Origin of the sequence: Tenacibaculum ovolyticum DSM 18103 (assembly GCF_000430545.1) — a bacterium.
GTDB lineage: Bacteria > Bacteroidota > Bacteroidia > Flavobacteriales > Flavobacteriaceae > Polaribacter > Polaribacter ovolyticus.
Genome location: NZ_KE387163.1, coordinates 1 through 23,041, shown reverse-complemented (window position 1 = coordinate 23,041; position 23,041 = coordinate 1). Strand labels below are relative to the sequence as shown.

The following is a 23,041-nucleotide window of genomic DNA, read 5'->3' as shown; positions in this document are numbered from 1 at the left end:
ATTAAAATATAGGAAAAAATGTTGTTACATCTCCATTAGAATTAATAAACCAACCTATTTCAACCCCACTATCAGATGTTGCCCTAAAAGCATTAGACTTATTATTCCAATTACTCTTTGTCGGATTTGCAAGTGCTGATGAAACTTCATCAATTATTTTATCCTTACTCCAACCTTTAGGAAAAAGTGTATGACCTCCTGTAGGGTCTATCTTTTTACTTAACCAGCGCTCTCCTGTTACATTTCCTTGAGCATCCTTTAAAATTTTCTTCTTTTCTATTCCGATACTTCCATCTATTTTACTAACACCCTTACTGTTTTTTGGTAACTTACCTAAATCAGTACTACCATCACCTAACCTAAAATTATTACCATCAAATGATTCATTAAAATGCCCACCTTTAACACTATTCTTTTTATTAATTTCTCCATCAAATACGTGATTTCTTAACTTACTGTTTTTATTGCTTTTAAGAACAATAGCCCACTCTTCAGCAGTTTTCCCCCCCACGTTAGCCAATTTAATAATAGTAACTCTAGTATATTCCAGTCCTTCTTTAACAAAATTTTGAACATCGGATATATTACCGCCTACTTTATTGGCTATATCATTATAATTTAAATCAGAAACGACAGGGTGTTCTAACTCAATACTCCCCCCGTCTTTTATAATTCGTTTTACTTCAGACAAAATATCGTCTGATGCTGGAGCACTTTCGATAGTAATTCTATCAACAGTTTTATCTTTATATTTTGGTGTAAACTCCTGAATGTAACCATCCAATAAATTTTGTATTCGATTACCTGCATAATCAACATCTGCTGTAATTACCTTAACTGCATTAGGATATTTATTATGGCCTCCTAAATCTAAGTGTAGCGTTGTTCCCTCTAGAAGTTCTTTATTTATATTTTGTAAATCATCAATTACATTACCATAAACACTTTGAATTCTACTTAATAAAGCTACATTCTTTCTTGAAATATCAAATGATTTTAATTTTAGCCAAATTTTTAATAATTGAGCTTCATTCTCTTCTAGTTTTAATAAATCTTCTGGTTTAGCTTTTCTAAAATCATTTACAAAAGTGTTCTGTATATTTATTGAAAGTTTTTTAAGATTATTATATATTATTGGGTACTTGATTTGTAGCACATCTAAAAAACTATTTTCTAAAGCCAAATAAAATTGATTTTTTTGACTTATATCTTGAATAATATTTAAGCTACCTTTTTGATATACTCCTTTAACGTTTAAATAAGAGATATCATTAATACTCCCTACATTTTTAATATTTTTTACCATAATAGCAGCTGGTAACCACCTTATAGACCCCAAAGACATTTTAGAGGTATTATTCATACTTGTAATAACATTAGCTACCGCAACTGAATTACCGGATGAGTTTATTATCTTTAGGTAAGGAGAAAAATTAGTAATTGAAGTTTCAAGTCCTATTGATATACCAGGTGTCCTAAATTGCATATTTGCTAATCTTAACCTTGCTTTAATAATATTAGCATATAGAGAACTTGGTATACTTGCAGTTGTACTTAATTTAGGTGTATTTTTAATTGCTAAAAGAATTTCATCTAAAAGAGCTATCTCACTAATTATTTTCGCATTTCTTTCTGCTTTTGGAAATTTATTTATATACTTCTCTATATACTGAGGCTTTACAACTATTTTATTCCATTTTGCAGCTGTAGAAGTATTTTTAACAAAATTAATAAAACCTTTTCCTGCCGCAACAGTACCTACAACTGCTCTAGGAATATTAGCTACACTATATAAATTGTATATAGAATTCCATACATCTTTTATTTCAGGATCTATAACATCTGAACTTTCATTTACTATTTGAAAAACAAAATCAGTACCAAACACAGCTAAATCTAATGCTAACAATGGTGTTGTAGCACCTCCTGAAGCGACTATACTAGCTACTACTAAACCATCTGCAACAACCCTTAATACAATTTGATTTTGTTCACTCTCTATTGTAGTATCTAGCCAATGAAGAAAAATTGCAGGAACTGTTATTAATTCTCCTTTTTTAAGACGAATTGTTCCATTAAGTTTTATGTCTTCTTTTATTAACAAAACTACAGGTATAAATGGATTATATTTATGTAGAAAAATAGTTTCAAGGTTATTATGAGTAGCTAATGATTGAAAATTATTTCCATTTTGTTTCAAAAACTCTTTATCCACAGATAAATCTACACTTACATAATTAGCTACCTTATTCGCTTCTAATGCATAAGTTAAACTACCTGATGAAGAATCAAACATAGAAGCAACCTTATTTAATGCATTTGCTCTATAAAAAGGAATTAGTCTATAATCATTCAAATTACATGGAGTAGATGAATTTTTACAATTTTTAATATATTTTTCATATACTACTTCTCCTGCTTTCTTATTAGTTTCATTAATTAGATATTTATTTAAAAAGCTAATTAAAACACCTTTTTGTTCTTGATCAAGTTCTTGCCAAATTTTCCAAAACAATTCATAACTATCCTTTTCTAATTCTTTTATAAGAAGTTTTGGCTCATTTGAGTTTATTATAAGGTATAATAATATTTCTTCACTCCTATCAGCACCTCTATTGTACTGCGAAATATGTTTTAAAGCATAAACTCTATCATCAAAAGATATATTTTCCCAAAGACAAAATACATCATCATATTGCCTTAATAATTGATTACTTGAAATATTCTGAATTTTATCTAAAACTATTCCTGACTCCCAATGAGTAGTACCAAACCTAAGGCTGTAAGAGTTTACATTTGATTTAGATATTTGTTCAGGTACATAATTTTGTAAAAAATTATGTAACGCATACCTATCTGGTTTATTTGAAAAAGTACTTTTTATTTTATTAAATTTTTCAATATTTTTTCTTAATGTTACAAAACCATTTATATTTTTCTCTTTCCATTCTTTTACAACTGCATAATGAAATTTCTTAGCATTAACGTTTTCATCATAAAAGAAAAGTGGTATACTTGTTTGAAAACAACCTAAAAACTCTTTATTTTTTTGTAATTGAGTTGCATAAATAAAACCATAAGCTACTGATTTATAATCTTTTTCATCACAAAAACAAAACTCAGAAGACAAGAATTTTATTACATCTTCATCAAACTTAGGGTTAAAATCTGCTGGAACATAAATTATATCTTTACCCTCTATATTATTATATTCAGATAAAATAAAATCATACGCCTTTAATTCACCACTACTATCATAAGTCGATTTAACTTTAGTAAAATCAAAATCTTTAAAATAATTTTTAGATTGCATTACTTTAAAAATAACAGCATTGTCTTTAACACAAGGTAAACCTACTATTGCATTTACATTTCCTGCTTTTGATAACAGATCAATATACTTTGCATTATTATCACATTGCCCTTTCTTAAAATAACCTCCAAAAAACGTTTTGTTACAAGAAGCACAGAATGTATAATCAACTTTATCAATTGTGAAACCTTTTAATGCACCAAAAGGCTCAATTTTAAATTTATCTTTACAATTTTTAAGGTTTAAATCATCTCCAGTACTAAAAGTTACTGAAGAAGTTTTTGCAGGTAACGATATAGGCTTACCTGACATTGAAATAAAAGTAAAAGAATCATCTTCATTATTAAATGGTTTTAATAATTCCATATTAACAACTGTAGCACTTTCCCCATCCTCATCACCTTGAAAAATATACAATTGAATACCTGGTGCGTGGAGTTTTTGCCAATCCATATGGGTAAAGTCGGTACCGCTAGTTCCGCTATCCATTAAATAGGTGCTTTCTCCTTTTACCGTATTATACTGATCCCAAGGATGCTTTAAACCAAAAATACCATGACCAATTTCGTGTGCAGCTACCTGCCCTGGATCTTTTTGAGTAAATACAAAACCAAATTGACGTTTTAACGGCATAAAACCTTCCACATTTTTTTTAGATAGTTTTACATCTTCATCCAAGAAGAATATATAATACTGCTCTTTTTTTGCTTTATTTTTATAGGCACTAATAATATTCTTTTGACCTTGGGTATAATTCGATATCATATCGCTATCGCCAACATCTAACTTGTCTAAATCTAATTTTATATTATCGGTTGTAATATTGAAATTTATACCTGCTTTATTATATATTTCATTAATACGTTTTTTAACCCCATCAGTATTTGCTTTATTAACAGATACCAACGTAAGATTAATACTTCTTTCTTTTGCATGCCAAATATTTAATTTACCTGCAACCGTATATTTTTTAGTAGAATCTTTTGGCTTTACAGTAGCTATAATTTCATCTTTCGCAAATTCAAATTCTCTTTTTAATTTTAAAGTAACTACGTTATCAGACCAAGAACTATCAATCTTAACTCCTTGTTTTGTTTTAAAAACTATATCTTTTTTTGTTTTACCGTTTGCAAAAGATACTTCCGCTTTTACTACATCTGTTTTATTACTACTTACATCACTTACTAATTTATATAAAACTGAATATTCTTTATCGTCATGTGTTTTTACAAATTCATACTGTTTTTTATATTTACTAGAGGTTATACTTTCATTATGAATATCGTTACTATAATACCCAGACGTTATAAATTTTACACGTACATCTTTCGAGCTAATTTCTGTTACATTTCCAGCACTTGAAATACCCTCTGTATTATTTTTTGTAGGCACTCCTCCTTCAGCTACTTTTCCTTTGATTACTGTACCATCTTCCTTAACAGTCCACTGATCTCCATTTTTATCAGTAATTCTAACAGGCTTATCACTAGTTATTATTTGGGTTTCACCGTTTTCGGTGGTAATAACAATAGCCCCATCTGCATTAACAGTAACCGTTTTAATATCAATATTTGAAGCATCAAAACTGTTAGTTTCACCATCATCACCAAAAACATCATCAATAACAGCATCAAGATCTAGTATACCTCCCCATTCAGGGTCATAGTCTGTTTGTACAAGCCCTTTTGTTAATTCATAACTTGTATTTATGCTTATTCCACTAAATGTTACTTTTATACGGGTATATTTCCCAATGTTTATATTTCCTTTTTTTTCTTCTGTACCGTCGTCTGTTAGTATATTTACAGCATCAATTATTTCTTTTATATTTTCTAAGAAAGGAAGTGTAATATATCCCCAACCACTAAATGTACCATTACTACCTGTTACTTTTCTTGTTATTACAGGAAAATCACCTGCAGTAAAGGTTTCATTAACGCCTAATTTTGGTAAGGGATCGTTATTGGTTATGTTTATTTCTGGTGTAAGTCCGCAATTATAATAGGCTGCTTCATCGGTTGTTGGTGTGGTAAATTCTTGAATGTTTGAATATGCAAATCCTGATAATTGGGTGCACTCTCCTCCTACTCTAAACTCATAAACAGTGTCTGCTTCTAAATTAAATATTTTTCCTTCATTGGTATAGCTGTTTACATCAAACCAATCATCGTCTCCAAATCCTTTTTTACGGTATTGTATGCGGTAACGAATATGCGCTGAGGCTTGCCAATTAATTTGTACCGATTCGGCTGTTAACGCTTGTGATATTACAAAACTAGGTGCGCTACAGTCTTTTAAATATTTAAACCAAAAAATTTCACTTTTACCATCGTTTTTAAATACCGATGTTTCGTTTATTCCATCGCTTACAAACGCACGTACTTGCCAACCATATATTTTACCAGACATTAATTGTGGTGCTTCTGGCCCCACTAATAAAGTAGTGCTATAAGTTGTAGTTTGGTAAAAAGGAATAGATGCTAAAAAGGATGCTTGTGGGTTTTGCACATCCCATAATTCTTTTAATGTGTACTCGTATTGTACGTTATTTGCATTGGTGTGACGTGGAGTCCAAGTAAATAATATATTTTGCGGATTGGTTGCGGTTACAATATTATTTTTAAAAGGTAAATTTAATATTGGCGGATCGTTTTGTAATAAATAAGCGGTAGTACAGCTTTTACCTGATAGTTTACGGTTGGTAAAATAATCGTATACCTCAAAACAAAAATCATAACCACCATTTGGTAATGGGTTATTAAATTGTTGTGGTGTTATTCCTATTAAATTATTTAGTTGAAAATAGGCTTGTAAATCTACATTCGATAAGCGTGTGTTAATACCTCCGTTTAAAAAAATAGGGGTTTCACCCATAATTACTTCTTGGGTACTAATAGCTAATCCTTGCCCTTCAATATACATTTTAAGTCGAACTCTTCGCCCTACTTCATTTATATCGGTTAATAGGATATTAAGGTATAGTTTTTCGCTGGTGGTAGTAGCGTAATCTGATATTTTTAAACTATACGGTGGTATTAATTGCGGGTTTACTTGTACAGGATAAGTTTGGGCAAATAATAACGTATTTAAAAAAATACTTACAATTAAAAGCAACCTTTGTTGTATGTTTTTATAGTTTGGGCTAGTTTTCATAAACTTTTTCTTCTTAATTAGCTTCTTTTTGAACTTTTATATCAATTACGATATATGAGTTTGCTCCGTCTTTAACAAATTCGTTTATTTTTATAACTCCTTTTCGTTTATCGGCAGTTTCAAAAATTACAATTCTTGGTTTTTCTACATTGTCAAATTCTGTTAATCCTCCAGCTGTTTCATCAACATTTAAACTTGTTAGAAGTGCATCATTCGTCATTGCATTAAAATTAGTTACTGATGCTGATGCTGAACAACCACATGATTCTTGTTTATTTATAAGCTTTGTTATTGTAGCATTTGGTATTGCCGAAAACGCCAATTCTTGTACCTTACTGGGGCTTATAAATTTATTAAAATTAAAGGTTTCATTTAAACCAAAAAAAGCAATATCTATTTTTGACCCTATTGTATTCGTTACTTCGCTTTGGGTGTATACTTTTCTTGTTTGAGTTGAAAAATATGCGCCTATATGATTGTTTTTGTGTGCTGTATTTATACCTAATTTAATATTTGTAAATATTCTTAAATTAGTGTTTTCATATACGGTAATTGTTTTAGAAATAGTTTTTTCGCTCTTATTATTCAATGCTTTTAATTGCATAGTATAAGTTCCTGGTGTATTGAATATAATTTCAGGGTTTTCGGTACTACTAGCTGTAACATTTGCCCCTTCAAAAGTCCATTGATAATTTGTTGCGCTTATACTTTTGTTATCTAACGTAACTTTTACAGGTACTTGATAATCGTCGTCTTCAAAAGCAACAGTATATTCAAAATTTGCTGATAGTAGTGGTGCAACTTCTATTGTTTTTTCTAGCGTGTATTCTTCGTCTCCGTTACTTACTTTTAAACGAATATTGTGCGTACCTGGTGTAGTAAAAACAATGTCTTCTGGGTGTTGTTTTGTTGATGTACTTGGTACGCCTCCTTCAAAAAACCAATCATAGGTTGTTGCCCCGACTGTTGTATTGGTTATTTTAATTTTTACAGGTGAAAAGTTATTTTCTACAACTTGGGTTTCAAAACCAATATTTATAGCCGAATTTACTTTTATTGTTTCTTCTTTAACATCGATGCTTCCATCTCTATTTGAGGCTTCTAGTTTTACGATATAAGTTCCTTCTTTATCGTAAGTAATAGTTCCTGGGTTTCTATTGCTTGATGTTGCAGGGCTTGCTCCGTTAAACGTCCAACTATAGGTATCTACACCTTCTGTACTGTTTATTATTTTCACTTTAACGGGTACCGTTTTATCATTTGCTACAATTTCTGTACTAAATGTTGCAATAACCGGTAAGGCTACTTCATTTACACAGGCATAGATGCTAAAAAGTATAACTATAAAAAATATTGTCTTCTTCATTATTCAATTATTACTTTTCTAATTCTTTTTCCTTTTGGTGTTTCTAATAATAATACATAAATACCTACCGATAAGTTCATTTCGTAATTTGCTGTATATTCTTTTAATCCTTTTAAACGCTTATCAGCGACCACTGAATTTGCACTTAAACTAAAAAGACGTAATGAAACTTCTGATTCTTTTTCTAAGACGATATCTACTTTAAAATTTCCTTTATTTGGGTTTGCATATACTTTAAATTCTTTAATAAATGGATTTTTAGTATCTCCTACGTTATCTAAATTTCTAGATTTTAAAACCGTTACTGTTTTTATTGCTCTTTTTATACAGTTTCCTTCGGTTGCAACTAAAGCAATATTATAATTTCCTGGGGCTGGAAAACGCAATACTAAACCTTCATCTGTTTGTTGTATTATTGTTACGTTTGAAGGAATACTCCATGCTATATTTGAGCTTATTGGATTCGATACATTTATTATAGCAATGTCTTCACCTACAAAAGCTTGTGATGTTAATATTAATTGTGCATCAATTTTTACATCTGATTTTAAAATCTCTAATTCTTTAACTATTATACATCCTTTGGTTGTAGTTACCGTTAATGTATATTTTCCTCCTTCTGATAATGTTACGATACTTTCGTTGCTTGTAAAACCATTATCTGATGTCCAAGAATACTTAGAAACATCGTTCATAGTAACATCATACTCTATCGTTTCTCCATAACATAAAGTAACCTTATTTGGTACAAGGCTAAAAACTACTTCGTCAGTGTTATTTATGGTTATTGTTTTTACTATTGTACAACCTTTTGTATCTGTTATTGTGGCTATATATTCACCTTTACAAGCATTTATTATAGATTTACCAGTATCTCCCGTATTCCAAACTACTGTATATGGTGCTAAACCGCCTGCTATATCTAAATTAATAGCTCCTGTACATGTATTGTAACAATTTACGTCTGTTACATTTTCATTTATTGTTAATGGGCTTGCATTTTCTAATACAATGTTTTGTGTTGTTTGACATCCATTATAATCTGTAATCACTACAAAATAGCTACCTAAAGACATATTTGTAATCGTTTGTGTCGTATCACCTGTACTCCAAAAATACTTATATGGTAATGTACCTCCTGTTGTATTTGCAGTGATTTTCCAATCATTAGCTGTTCCACAACTACCTGGGGTACTTTCTAATTCGGTTTTTAAAACATCTGGTTCAGAAATTAGTATCGTAGCACTTTGTTTTTCATTATTCTCACTATCTGTTATTATTAAATAATAACTTCCTTTTTTTACATTTGGTAAAATTACTTCGTTTGATATAAGTGTGTTATTGCTATCATACCAAGTGTATTCATAAGGAATAACTCCTCCTGTTACCGTTGCTTTAACACTCGCTTCTGAACCACCACTACATAATATTATGTTGTTTTGATTTAATGTTATTAGTAATTCTTCTGGTTCGCCTAAATTATAGGTTTCTTGTAATTTACATCCTTTTTTATCTGTAACAAAGAAGGTGTATTTTCCGGCAGGAATGTCATTAATACTTTTTGTATTCCCTATTACGATTCCGTTTTCATCTTTCCACTCAAATATATCTGGTTGTTCTCCTCCAATAACTTCAACTTCAATTTCTCCGTTAGATAATCCATTTCCTGTAGGTCTTTTAAATAAATTTAATGAAATTTTATATTCACTTGGTTGTGCTATTCTAATTATTACTTTTTTACTACAACCATTTTCATCTGATACTGTTACGTTATAGTCTCCAGATGTTAAAGAAGATACATCTTCAGTTCTTTGTCCGTTACTCCAAACATAAGTATATATGCCTGTTCCTCCCGAAACTGATAAATTAATCGCTCCATCATTTCCTGAATAACAAGTAACATCTTGCTTCGTATGCGTTACAATTACTTCATCGTTTTGTTTTAACTCAAAATCATCATAAGAAGTATTTCCTTTTTCATCTTCTACCACCAATCGATATGCTCCTGCTTTTTTCGTTAATGTTGTTAGCTCACCAATTACAGTAATCAAATCATTTTTGTTATACCATTTATAGGTATAAACTTGATTTGGTTCACCGTATCCTCCTGTAACAGTAGCGTTTATAGTTCCGTTTTCACCATTACATCTAATTGCTGTTTGTAAACCTAATTCTACTACTAATTTTTCTGGTTGGTGTATGGTGTATTCTTTTTGTAATTGACAACCATTTGCATCAGTTATTGTCATTTCATAAGTAATTCCTAAGACTGACCCTGCTAATCCTGTAACCAAATTTGAAGTTCCTACTACGGTACCTGAACTTTTTTCTATTAATGAGTAATTATAATGTGGTGATCTAGATGGATCGAATGGTGTACCGCCTAGTACGTCTATTTTTATACTTCCATTACTTACTCCAAATCCTGTTGTATTTGTAACTACTTCTGTTATAGGATCTATTGATAATTCAGATACTGGTTGATTTATTGTTATAATTTCTTCTAATGGTATGCTAGGACAGTTGTTTGTATCTTGAACTACTACTTTGTATTGTCCTGCTTCTCTACCTATTAAATCTTTTGATGTAGAAATTAGTGTTGTACTACCTATTTTATACCATTTATAAACATAAGCTCCTGTACCTCCGACAACATCAAGCGTTATAGCTCCTGTTGTATTACCATAACAATCTACATCTGTTATTACAGGTGTATTTATTACAACTTTATTTGGTTCGCTTAATTTAACTTTATCATATACTTTTATTCCTAGTCCATTTCTATCAGTTACCTCTACTCCGTAATCTCCCGCAACTAAATCTTCAACAGTTATATTAGTTTCTCCTGATAGAAAAGATTTAGATCCGTTTGATAAAACTTCATACCAATGATATGTATAGGGTACCAGTCCTCCACTTACTGTAACTTCTAATTTACCATCTGCATCACCGTTACAGAATAATACCCCGTCGGTTGGTATCGTTACTGTTGCTATTAATTCATCTGGTTGACTTAATGTTTCAAATATTTCATCGGTACATCCTTTAGCATCTGTAACCACCACTTTGTATGTTTCTGCTCCAATTCCTATGAGATCTTCCGAAGTTCCTACTGGTGAACCTAAACTATTTGTCCATACATAACTGTAACCTCCATTACCTCCAGTAACTGATATATTAATGCTACCATCTGTTCCATTAAAAGACAACGGATCTTCTGCACTAACTACTGTAATAAGAAGATCGTCGGTAGGCTCATTAATAGTATATGTTTGTGTTACACTACATAAATTAGCATCTGTAACTATAACTTTATAACTTCCTTTAATTAGTGTTGCAATATCTTTGGTTGTTGCTATTTCGCTATCACCAATATCTTTCCATGAGTATGTGTATGGTGGTGTGCCTCCCGTAACATTTAATTGGATGTTTCCGTCATTACCACCTTTACAAGAAACGCCTTTAATGGTTTCTACTATTGATAATGGTTGTGTTGGCTGGGTAATAATAACTGCTTCAGAAATTTGTTCTTCTACAGAATTACCGCTAAGCATAACAAATACTTTTACTATATAAGTACCTTCAGAAACAGTTATTGAGGCGGTATCTGGAGTTGGTGTTGTAATAACACCTGTTCCTACTTTCGTCCATTCATAGTGATATACATTACTTGCTCCACCTGTTACTATTGCTTTAATTGTTCCATCATTTCCTCCAGAACAACTCACATGTGTTTCATCAAACCCAATTATAATTGGAGCAGGATCAGAGATTACAATACTTACATTTTTTTTACATCCCTTACCATCTGTTATTATTAATGTGTATGTATCTGCTCTTAAATTATTAAATAGTTTAGGTACTCCCATTGCAGGAAATGAACCTGATAAATCTATAGCATTAGTACCAGTAGTATTTGCGCCTTTAAATGAGTAGGTATAATTTGGGTTTGGTGTACCTCCTGTTACCGAATATTCTACAAAACCGTTTACACCCCCAGTAGATGTCGTATTTCCTTGAACTCCTGGTGTAGGTGTAATTATTAACGGACTAACTGGCTGACTAATATTAAAAGTTTCAAGTCCTGTTTCACAATCATTAGCATCTATAATTTTTACATTATAGCTACCAACACTTAAATTAGTTATTGTTTTAGTATCTGTAAATGTACCTGGCAATTCAGTATATGCAGTACCTGAACTAGCTTTATTTAATAATAAACGATACCGAGAAGTACCACCTGTAGCCTGAATTACAACTGAACCATCATCATCTGATGGATCTGTATTATTACAACTTACATCTTTTATACTACCTGATACTATATTAATGGCTAACGGTGCAGCTGGTTCAGTTACTATTATATCTTTAGACTCTTTAATATACCTATCAGAAACAACAACGCTATAATTTCCGGCAGGGTATCCAGTAAAAGTGCATGACTTATTTGTAGGGTCATTATAAACTACATATTTTTCTTCTTGTAATATTGTTTCTAAAAAAAGTTCTACTTTATACTTTCCTGAATTCACTATTGGTTTTATTCCTCCTTTTACTGAAATTGTTATTTTTCCTTTATCTCCTTTACATTTAATAGCTTCTGGTGAAGCTGAAATTTCTAATAAGGCTGGATTTTTTAATACTACTGTTTTACTTATAGTATTACAAGCTGTAACTGGAGATGAACTATAATTTGCATCACGTATTTCAACTACATAATTCCCTGGAAGTAAACTACCAACAACTCTTTCTTCATTTGCACTATTAATATTTCTATTACTCTCTGCTAACGGTGTAGTACTACCATCTTTGTACACATAAAATTTATAAGGTGCTGTTCCCCCAGTTGGAACAATACTTAATGCTCCTCTTTTATTTGTAGCGGTTTCTGTACCTGAATTATGTTCTTTAATTACAGTTTTTACCTGTGCTAATAATTCTAAACTATCATCAGGTCCTAAAATTTGTATTTTATAAAACAAATTATCATCTACTGGATCTGTTTCTTGCCCTTGCATTGTTGTTATCGCCAACATTGCGAAAAGTATACATAAAAATGAAATTATTATTTTTTTCATAGCTAACTTAATTTTTTCTAGCAAAACATCCTTTAGTGTCTTGTACTTTTATTCTATATTCAGTCTTTTTGTCTAAATTCTCAATAATGGTAGTTGGTCCTGTAAAAGTTGTCCAATTTCTATAAAGGGTTACACTGGTACCATTAACTTCATAAATTATATATTTATACTTACTTGTTTCTCCACTAGTAATGTCTAATTTTATTTTCCCGTTTTTTGCACCAACACAAGTTTCATCACTAAATTTAATTGCAGTAAAATTCACGTTTTTTGCTGGAAATATTTCAAAGACTGGAGTTTCAACCAGTGATTTCCAATAATTATCACTCGGATGTGGTAAAGGGTTAGGTAAAACCGAGCTTTTATTTATTGATTGGTATTTAAAAAAATACTTACCTGTATCAATATCGAAAGGCCAAACAAAACCGTATTTACTTCCTCCATTATTGACTAAATTGGTCTCTATAGAGCTTTGTCCCATCAATAAATTTCCATTAACTAAATCTTCTTTAAATAAAGTAACTACCAGTTTTTCGTCAGTTGCTGTATCTATGTCACGCCCTAAGTTTAGTGAAATTCTACCATCACTATTATACACACATGATGTTTTTGTTTTATTATAATACCCCTTAAATTCTGGTGAACAGTCTGATACTTGATATGTTTTAGCAGATACATACCTATTACTAACTTTATGTCCTGTTCTAATTTTTAAAGATCTTTGTGGTGCAGTTGGAGCAAGGTCAATAATACTTATACCCTCTGCAGCATATAAATCGCCTACATTTACACTAATATTTGTAACTGCACTTGCATAATCTTTCCAATCACCATCTGAAGGGCTCGTTTTACTACCTATATAATATTGCCAATCATAACCACCGCTTAATTCTAGTGTGTTTCTAGCACATACTGTATTATCACCTATTGCAAGTTCATCAATAATATGAAGAGGATACACCTTCTGACTGAAACTACAACCACTAAAATATAAAATACCATTATTAAAATTAGCTTTTAATACAGTTCGTTGTCTATTATAATCACAATCTCGGAAGCGACCAAGACCAATAGCTGTATTATTAACTTTTATTGTTACTTCAGTAAAATTATCTTGAATAGGCATAAAATTAAAATACACATTACCTACGGTTGAAGGACCTGCAAAGAAACTTGTTGATCCAATAAATCCAACATTTGAAGATACATACATACTACCATCATTAGCATGCAAATAACCAGTAACATTTGTTTCTACTAAATAACCATAGTTAGTAACCTGGGCTTGCATTTTTGTTAAGAACATTAACACGAAAAGCATACATAAAAAAGAAATTATTTTTTTGATCATAGCTAACTTATTTATTTTCTTGCAAAACATTTTTTAGTGTCTTGTACTTTTATTCTGTATTCAGTCTTTTTTTCTAAATTATCAATAATGGTAGTTGGCCCTGTAAAGGTTGTCCAATTTCTATAAAGGGTTACACTAGTACCATTAACTTCGTAAATTATATATTTATACTTACTTGTTTCTCCACTAGTAATATCTAATTTTATTTTTCCGTTTTTCGCACCAACACAAGTTTCATTACTAAATTTAGTTGCTGTAAAATTCACTTTTTCTGCTGGTAATATTATAAATGGATTATCTGGTTTTGGAAACTCAAGACTTGCCCAACTAGGATCAGTTGGACTAATTGTACCCGTACCTTTTAACGTTTGATATTTAAGTTTAAATTTTCCTGATGGTAACTTTCCTTTCCAAGTATAGCTATATGTTCTATTCAAGTTATCTACTAAACTTGTTATTTCTTCTTGACCATTTTGTGGAATGTCATAATTATTAGGTAAAAATTCATAATATAATGTAGCTATTAACTTTTCATTAGGTGCTAAATCTCTATCTATAGTAAAAGTAAATCCCCCATCTTCTTTATAATTACATGTAGTTTTTTGAGGAATAGGAATACCAACCAATCCAGGTGAACATTCTGTTAATTGAATTGTATAATTCTGAATAGAATATATAACTTCACTAGTAAAAGGTGCTGTAAATTTAAATCGTAATTGCAGGTTACCTGTGAATTGATTACGCCAATCATTCCCAAAAACTTCTAATAAACTTACATTTAATGGATATCTATCTTGAAAATTAGGAAGAGTCTCCCAACGATTAGAAGCATTCATATACTCCCAAACTATACCCTTTATATCATGATTAACTCCATCCGAATGTTGAAGGAATAATTCTTGTTTTTCACATCGTCTATCTATTGGAGCTTTTATTTTTGGTAATAAAACGGCATGATAACTTAAAGGTAAACAACTAAACGGCTCAATTTCGGCTTCCACCTCTATCTTATCAAAAAAAATAATATTATTAAAAAACTCAATCCCATCACAATGATCAAGATATTGCCCACATGGACCTCCACAATCATTACTAGGATCATCATTATAAAAATGAATATAATCTAATTTTATATCAACTGATGTATCTACTAAATTATATTTCCCTTTATAATAAGACAAACTGTACCAAGAATTGTCATATCTACTTGAATATCCTTCTGTTGATGAATTTAAAACATACAACTCAGATTGAGAAAAACCAGCAAAATATATTAGCAAAAAGAAAGTATAAATTATTTTTATATTCATAAATTTATAATTAAAATTTCACTTCAATTTTTTTGATTGCACCTAAGCTACCATCAATAAAAACAGGCCTAAAAATATAATTATATATATTATTAGGTTTTACATCTTCATCTACAATTCTATTCATTGTTGGTAACACATTTCTTAGTAAAGACATTTTATCATTTTTACTACCTTTATATATCATAATTTCAACAATAGCCTTTTCATCTATCACTTTCCAAAACAATTCTATGAATCCATTTTGTTTATCTACATAACTCCCAATATTTTTAACACCACTTAAAAGATTAAACCTTGGTACTTCAATAGTTATTGATTTGTTATTTATAGATTTTAAATTACTTTCATCTACCGCTTTTATCAGGTAATTATAATCCGTTGCCCCTTCTACATTGGAATCTTGCCAATCTGTATATTCAATTTTAAGAGAATCTTTGGGCAAAGTTGCAATCAAATTATAGTTAATACTGTCTCTAATTTTTCTATAAACTTCGTGTCTTTCAACATCATTACTTTGGCTATTTGCCCATGTTAAATACACATTTTCTTTGCTGACTTTATAAGTTGTTATAACAGGGGGAGCTGGCGGTATAAAATCAGGCTTCTTTAATGTTAAAATATCCGAATATTTAGACATGTTAAAACGTTTATCTACCGCTACTACTTTATAATACACTTTAGTATTAAGGCTTTTAACCGATACACTATCATAAAATGTAGTTGCTACATGTGGCTTTACTGTTACCTGACTGTATTCTTCGTTTTTATTATTTCCTTTAAATATTCTATAACCCAACATATCTGGCTCTACATTTGCTTTCCAATTTAAAGTAACACCCCCCAAACTATCTACTTTACCTTCTAATCCTACTGGCTTTACTGGTGGTATAGAATCTACAGGTTGAACCAATACAGGGTATGAGGTTCTACTATTACCTTGTTTACCAATGGCAGTAATTGTAAAATAATTTGTAGGATCTAATTTATCGTATTGTATTTTTCTAGTTTTAATAGGTATATTTCTAATTACTGTTTTGTAATTTCCATCTGCCTTATTACTTTTATTCAGTTCAAATCCCTTTATAAATTTATTCCCTTCTTTTAAAAATTCCCATTTAAGGAGTACACTTTTATTTTCATTAACGACTTCTTTTGTCTTTATTCTTGGTACATAGGCTAAAACTTTCACCGCTTTTCCTGAAATCACTTCTGATGCTGGACTTAATTCACCAAAAGGTGTTCTACCTTTTACTCTATAATAGTATGTTTTGTTATTTACTATAGAATCGATATAATAAATTCTTTTACTATTAGTTTTCCCTCCACTATTTAGTGTTGTATAAGGCAATTTATTAACTTTACTAAACAATTTCCCATCTTCTGAACGCTCTATAAAGTAACTATTATACTCTCGCTTATAAATTGCATAATTCCAATTTAACATTACTTTTTTATCTGTAAAAATAGCTGCCAAATCTACTGGTTTAGGCAATTTAGTATAGTCTTGTAATCCTACAAAGACACCACCATCCTTTATATACATCTCATTCTTTGGTACCAAAGAATAAACTTTGTAAACATATTTTTCTGTAGCTTTTACATTAACATCTTCAAATCCTAAACCTCCAAGTTGTGCTACTTTAAAATCTTGATCTGCCGCATACAACCCCCAAGTAAAACGTTGTTCTTGTTCTTGAGACATATTAATTATGCCTTGTAATGACCCTACTCCTTCTACATTAAAACTTTCACCAAATAATGATTGCGCTAATACCGCTGCATTGCTATTAGTCTTCATTATTTTTAACCATTCTTCTTTTTGTGCTGGTTTAAAAACACCTAAGTCTTTTTCTATAGGTTTCGATAGTGATTGACCAGCTATACTAATTGTATATCGTTTAATTTTATAACCATATTTACTCAATTTCCTAAAAGAAATTGGTGTTGTTGGTGCCCATCGTATCATTATTTTATTACTAGTTTGTGGCCTTGCCAAAACCATAATTTCATTTTTATCAGAAGATTTTTGAGAAAACCCCAGCTGAACTAACAACATAAAAATCAACAATAAAATATTTTTTTCTTTTTTATAAAATAACATTAAAAAGGGTTTTTATATTTAAAGATAGCATTAGTTCCTAAAACTTTCCCTGGCATTACATACTGCATTTTCACTTTATATTTACCTTTTCTTATAGCAGGAAAAATACCATTAATTATATAGTTATATTTTTGTATCTGTGTTGAGTATTGACTAGGATAATTCAAATACTTATTTACAACCTTGTATTGTATGTCAATAAAATCTTTTTTATAATGATATGGCAAATTATATCTAAATGGTATTCTTGAATCTAATAAAGAAAAAGTAGGTTTATCTCTTAAATATGGTATGTACCATGTTAAAATATCGACTGCTTTTTTAGGAGGAATACCTAAATCACTTATATTTCTATTTACAGTAAACTCATTTTCTAACGGGTATTTATCATAAATTAACTGATGTATTCTATCTTTATAATAAGAATCTTCTAAAGTTGCTTCTACTGCAATTAATGCTTCATTACCTGAATATTTGTTACCTTCTAATTCTATTATACCAAATCTCTCAGACTTTTTAACATCTGTTTGTATTGCGTGTACATCTGAATAAATAGGTTCTAAGTAATGTTGAACGACGTTCTTATCTCTTATTTTCTCTTTAAAAGTGTCATATTTACTTGTTGTAAAATTATATTTTAAAATTTCGGTTTCAGCATCATTATTTACAACTGTTTGCACCTCTTTATTTTTTATTTTTATAGTATTACCTTCTTGTCCTGTAGTTTGCGAAGTATAAGTAACTCCATTTTTTGAAGCTTCTTGACCATCTAAATAACTTACAATATTTAATGTATACTTTTTAATATTATTTAATTTACCTACATTAAAATTAACTTGTCTATTACCTTTATCATAAAAAACAGTATTTGTTACTATATGCCCCGATTCATTAGTATATTTTATTCTTTGTTTTAAGTTTGTTTCTGATGAAAATAAATAAGGTTGCCCCTTTTTTAACTTCACATACCCTTGTGAACTTTCTTTCTGATAAAAATAAGATTGTTCTATTACTGGGTACGCATAAACAATATTTTTTAAAGGTATATAGTCTGGAGCCGTTCCCGTTGTAAATACTCTTTCTTCAATTTCTAGCGCTTTTTTTCCTTTATTCATAAGGGTAACCCAAATATCATTTTTTAATTCTTGAAAACTAACTGCTACTTTTACTTTTATTGTAGATTTAGGAGGTAAAACATCGAAAGAAACAAAATTAACCACATCGTTAGAGTCATACCATTCTAACTCACCATCTATAATATTTCCATCCTTTGTTACTGTAAATTCATCCAATAGAATTCGATATGTTTTTACCCCTTCATCATCTTCTAACTTAAAAGGCTTGTTTATCTTCATATTAAATGCAGCCTGCGGTGTTACAAAAACGTCCATTTCTTTTGCATCGTTATTTGGTGTAACACCCGAAATAATTTTCATCCCCCCCAAAGGAGCACCCCCAATAACTTCACATTCATCACCCAATTCAATTTTAAACCTAAATCGTCCACTAATAAAACCTAAAACATTATAATGACCACCTAAGTATCCTCTAAACCAAGCGGGGTTCGGTAATTTAGCTTGTAATAACAAAGCTGCTCCTGCTTTTAATATTGGTATTTTGGCTTTGTAAAACCATAGATTAACTTTAATTCCCAACTCTCCTTCTACATAAGCATATGCCTGGCCATTAGCATACCATCCGTCAATTCCTATTTGCCCACTCCCTTTACATGCTGTTTCACCATAATCTTTAATCATTATATCAAAACCAACTCCTGCCCTAAGGCGCGCATAAAAAATCAAGAAGTTTAAATCTCCTGTATCCACACTTACATCCATCCCAATAGCAAAACCTCTACCGTCTCCTAGTGCATTTAGATCTCTCATATAATCTAAACTATTTAAATTAACTCCTAAAATATCCGCTACCGCCTGTGGTGGTGGCGGACTACCAGGTATTTTATCACCAATCATTAAGTAAGTTGTTGCTTTTACACTTAAAGCCCCAATACCAAATTTTAAACCTATACGATCTTTTGGAGTTCCCATATGCAAATACCAACCATCTGGTCCGGTATGAAATACAGCCCAACCAGCTCTACCTCTATCTCCCACACCTTCAAGTATACCACCTGGCGTATTTAAATACACCTCCATTTCACTATGAAAAGAATGATTAACAAAATCCATTTCCATAGAAAAATGTGCATCTATACCTACATCAAAACTCAAACCGTCTTGCGGGAAAGAAACTTTACTATATTCAACTAAATTCGTTTCTTTTAATTTTTGTATAATTTTATTATGTTCTCCGAAATCATTAATTTTCTTTTGCATTTTCGTAAGCTTCTCTTTAAACTTATCTCCAAACGGAATATCAATCGCTTTCATAATATGTCCTTCTCCAAAGAAGAATATTCGGTTTAATCCACCATGGCTATTAAAAGCCATTTCAAAACCAACTTTTCCGTTAAACGCTTTTTCGTTACCTAAAGCAAAACCAACCATAGCTCTAAACCCTAAACCTGATTTAGCATCAGGAACATAATCCATACCTGAAGGTGGTTTCGGAGTTTTTACAGCAATTGCATTTCCTTCTTTATCCACCTCTCCTTGGTACACTAACTTAGGTGGTATCGATTTTTTTTTCATATGATAATAAGCTCCCCCACCAAAACCATTAACCTCTACAACTCCAATAGTTGGTTTTGCTGGCATTCCTGATAAATCTGCATAAGCGTCTACATACCAATATCGTACATCTGTTTTTCCAAACCAAGCTGTTGCTTTTACATTTATATCATTAAAATCAGCTTCTAATTCACCATAAAACCCATTACCATAAACTGGGTCATTATCTTTTATATCAACCAGTCCTCTAAATTTAACACTTCCGAGATCAGCCTCTATTTCTATTTTATGTAATTTAATTTTTTTAAATTTCCAAGTATGTATTTTTTCTTTATTTTCGAAACTACCAATCACCTCTAAATCAGTATTCCCTGCAAAACCTTTCCCCATTAAATTTACATCTAAGGTAAATTTTAGAGCTGCAATTTTATCGTTTGTAGTAACACTTACATCTGATATAGTTACAGGGAAATTAGAAAACTTATTAACTGTTCCCTCATAGCCCATATAATCAACAGAAATATGTGGTGACTCTGTTTGTAACTGTAAGTTTTCAAAAGTAACCCCCTTAAAGTCAACTAATTTCTTACTAGACCCGCTACCTCCTTTAATAGTTAAACTACCATATAAATTTGCTTTCGGCCTAAATTTACCATCTTTAACTTTTAAGGTGATACTAGAGTTAGATTTTAAATGCGCCTGTGCCATAAAAACAGGAAAATGTAATCCTTCCTTAGAAATAGGTTCTAAAGCTAGACTATATTCATCATTACCAACATCAATTATAGCTGTGTATTTAGCGGCCTTACGTAACCCTTTTATAGATTTTGTTTGATTTATAATGTCTTTCCTTGTTATTTCTCCTGATGTAGGTAATCCAACATGTCCACCAAATCCAGCTCCAGTTAATTTACCTGCCATAAAAGAAGCATATAAATCTGTTACTGAAATTTGCCATCCAGACGCATCTCCATCTTCTATATCTAAAAGGTTTTTTACACCAAATTCACCAGTAAGTCCCTCTCCATCAATTAAAAAATTTGTAGCTAAAATTTCTATTCTATTACTCTCATTTCTCTTGCGAAACTCTGCTGGTAAAATAACATTTACTTTCTCTATAGATATCCCTTTCCATAATTGTTCATTTCCTTTTACTAAATATTTCTCTTTGTAGTTTTTAGGAAACTTAACTTTGTCTGAATTCCTAAGATCACTAAAATCAAAAACAGCATTTTGCACATCTATTATTAAGCCACCTTTACCTTTTTTATTACCTTTTTTATCAGCTTTAGCTTTTTTATTTGTTACTTGAAATGGGTAATTAAAGTCTACCTCCGCCAAAATATCATTCCAATCCGTAGCGGTTGTTTTAAAAGCTCCCCTTACTTTTACTATTTTATCTTTTAAAGGAGTATAATTTTTCTCAAGAGGTTCTACTAACTCTCTTGAAAGTACAACAGCTCCTTCTACACCAATTTTCTTAATTCCAGAACAATCAATAGTAATGTACGTTTTATTATTTATTGCGCCAGTTTTCATATCAAAACCACCTTTTAATTCTAATAAAGCTTTATTACCATTTATAGGTATAGCAACATCACCCAAAAGAGAAATATTCATATCTCCATAAATACCTCCTTTGTGTGAAATTTTGACATTATCAGCTCCAAAAAAAAGTTCTCTTTGCTTTCCGTTTATACCAATTTGAGCAATCACCAATTTTACAAATAACGTTACCTCAGTGTAATTAGGATAAAATTTAGCTTCACTAACTCCCATCGTAGTCGTATATTTTCCAAATTTTTTCTTTACTCCAATAGGTAAACTTATCATGTCATCTGCACCTAAGACACTAACATAACTGCCTGTTTTTTCAATACTATTAATTAGTGCTTTAGCTTTCTTTACAATACTATCTTCTTTAGCACTTAACGAATAGTTTTGGGCTACATATTTATAATCTAATTCTCCTTTTACATTTGAATTAAATGAAAACACTTTAGATAGTTCTTTTTTTATTGAAGTACTATCTATAGGAATAGAGTTATTATTAATACAGTAAGAAAAAGTAGTGAAAGAAAAAATAAAAAAAAAGAAAAGTAAACTTTTTTTCATAGTTTTATAAGGTTTTAAATACATAGCGAATGCAAAAATAGTGTTAATTTTTCACTTAAAAAAAACACCTTAACAAAACATATTACACCTTAATAAATTACCTCACAAATACCTACATAAAACAGATATTATTAAGATGAGCAATCTTAAACACCTATATTAGAATCTTATTTTATATAAAAATTCAAATAAGGAAAGCACATTCTCATACAAACACACTTAATAAAGAAAAAAGTTACTTTCCCTATAACAGTACAATAATCACTATATTTTATAATAAATAAAAAACTCCCCAATTTAGAGTGCACCCAAAAGTTTAGACAAATTTATAATTAATTTTGATAATGATGAGTTCGATATTTTATCGGACTCATTTTGTTTAAATTAGATTTTATTCTTTCGTTATTATAATAGATTATATACTCACTAATTTCTTTTTTTAACTGTTCAATTGACTTGTATTTTTTCAAATAGAATAATTCTGATTTTAGTATTCCAAAGAAATTTTCAATAATTGCATTATCTAAACAATTTCCTTTTCTTGACATACTTTGTTTAATTCCTTTTTCTTTTAATAAATATTGATACTGTTTCATTTGATATTGCCAACCTTGATCAGTG

Annotated in this window: 8 protein-coding genes; all 8 read right to left on the bottom strand. The window is 30.4% G+C overall.

All coding sequences use genetic code 11. The features are described 5' to 3' along the window. Position 1: 1 nt before the first annotated feature. Complete coding sequence (locus tag H518_RS0110050) at positions 2-6,466, bottom strand: EndoU domain-containing protein (RefSeq protein WP_028888923.1); 6,465 nt, start codon at positions 6,464-6,466, stop codon at positions 2-4. 13 nt (positions 6,467-6,479) lie between these two features. Continuing rightward, on the bottom strand, positions 6,480-7,832 hold the full coding sequence (locus tag H518_RS0110045; protein ID WP_028888922.1) for a PKD domain-containing protein: 1,353 nt from the start codon (positions 7,830-7,832) through the stop codon (positions 6,480-6,482). Continuing rightward, positions 7,832-12,910, bottom strand: coding sequence for a T9SS type A sorting domain-containing protein (locus tag H518_RS0110040; protein ID WP_028888921.1), 5,079 nt, complete (start codon positions 12,908-12,910; stop codon positions 7,832-7,834). The genes H518_RS0110045 and H518_RS0110040 overlap by 1 nt, the downstream gene beginning before the upstream one ends. 7 nt (positions 12,911-12,917) lie before the next feature. Then, on the bottom strand, positions 12,918-14,261 hold the full coding sequence (locus tag H518_RS0110035) for a hypothetical protein (protein WP_155995199.1): 1,344 nt from the start codon (positions 14,259-14,261) through the stop codon (positions 12,918-12,920). Positions 14,262-14,272: 11 nt separating this feature from the next. Further along, the gene (locus H518_RS0110030) at positions 14,273-15,571 is read right to left on the bottom strand and encodes a hypothetical protein (protein WP_028888919.1); all 1,299 of its coding nucleotides are present in this window, start codon (positions 15,569-15,571) and stop codon (positions 14,273-14,275) included. Positions 15,572-15,581: 10 nt separating this feature from the next. Beyond that, positions 15,582-17,675: a fibronectin type III domain-containing protein gene (locus H518_RS19670; RefSeq protein WP_051263733.1), complete on the bottom strand. Its 2,094-nt coding sequence runs from the start codon at positions 17,673-17,675 to the stop codon at positions 15,582-15,584. Further along, the gene (locus tag H518_RS0110020) at positions 17,675-22,420 is read right to left on the bottom strand and encodes a hypothetical protein (RefSeq protein WP_028888918.1); all 4,746 of its coding nucleotides are present in this window, start codon (positions 22,418-22,420) and stop codon (positions 17,675-17,677) included. Before H518_RS0110020 ends, H518_RS19670 begins: the two co-directional genes overlap by 1 nt. Positions 22,421-22,752: 332 nt before the next feature. Beyond that, the coding region (locus H518_RS0110015) for an IS3 family transposase (protein WP_028888423.1) at positions 22,753-23,041 on the bottom strand (289 nt) is incomplete at its 5' end.

Excerpts from the sequence above, each read along its gene's own strand:
- H518_RS0110050 (WP_028888923.1), bottom strand. The coding sequence starts at position 6,466 with ATGAAAACTAGCCCAAACTATAAAAACATACAACAAAGGTTGCTTTTA.
- H518_RS0110045 (WP_028888922.1), bottom strand. The coding sequence starts at position 7,832 with ATGAAGAAGACAATATTTTTTATAGTTATACTTTTTAGCATCTATGCC.
- H518_RS0110040 (WP_028888921.1), bottom strand. The coding sequence starts at position 12,910 with ATGAAAAAAATAATAATTTCATTTTTATGTATACTTTTCGCAATGTTG.
- H518_RS0110035 (WP_155995199.1), bottom strand. The coding sequence starts at position 14,261 with ATGATCAAAAAAATAATTTCTTTTTTATGTATGCTTTTCGTGTTAATG.
- H518_RS0110030 (WP_028888919.1), bottom strand. The coding sequence starts at position 15,571 with ATGAATATAAAAATAATTTATACTTTCTTTTTGCTAATATATTTTGCT.
- H518_RS19670 (WP_051263733.1), bottom strand. The coding sequence starts at position 17,675 with ATGTTATTTTATAAAAAAGAAAAAAATATTTTATTGTTGATTTTTATG.
- H518_RS0110020 (WP_028888918.1), bottom strand. The coding sequence starts at position 22,420 with ATGAAAAAAAGTTTACTTTTCTTTTTTTTTATTTTTTCTTTCACTACT.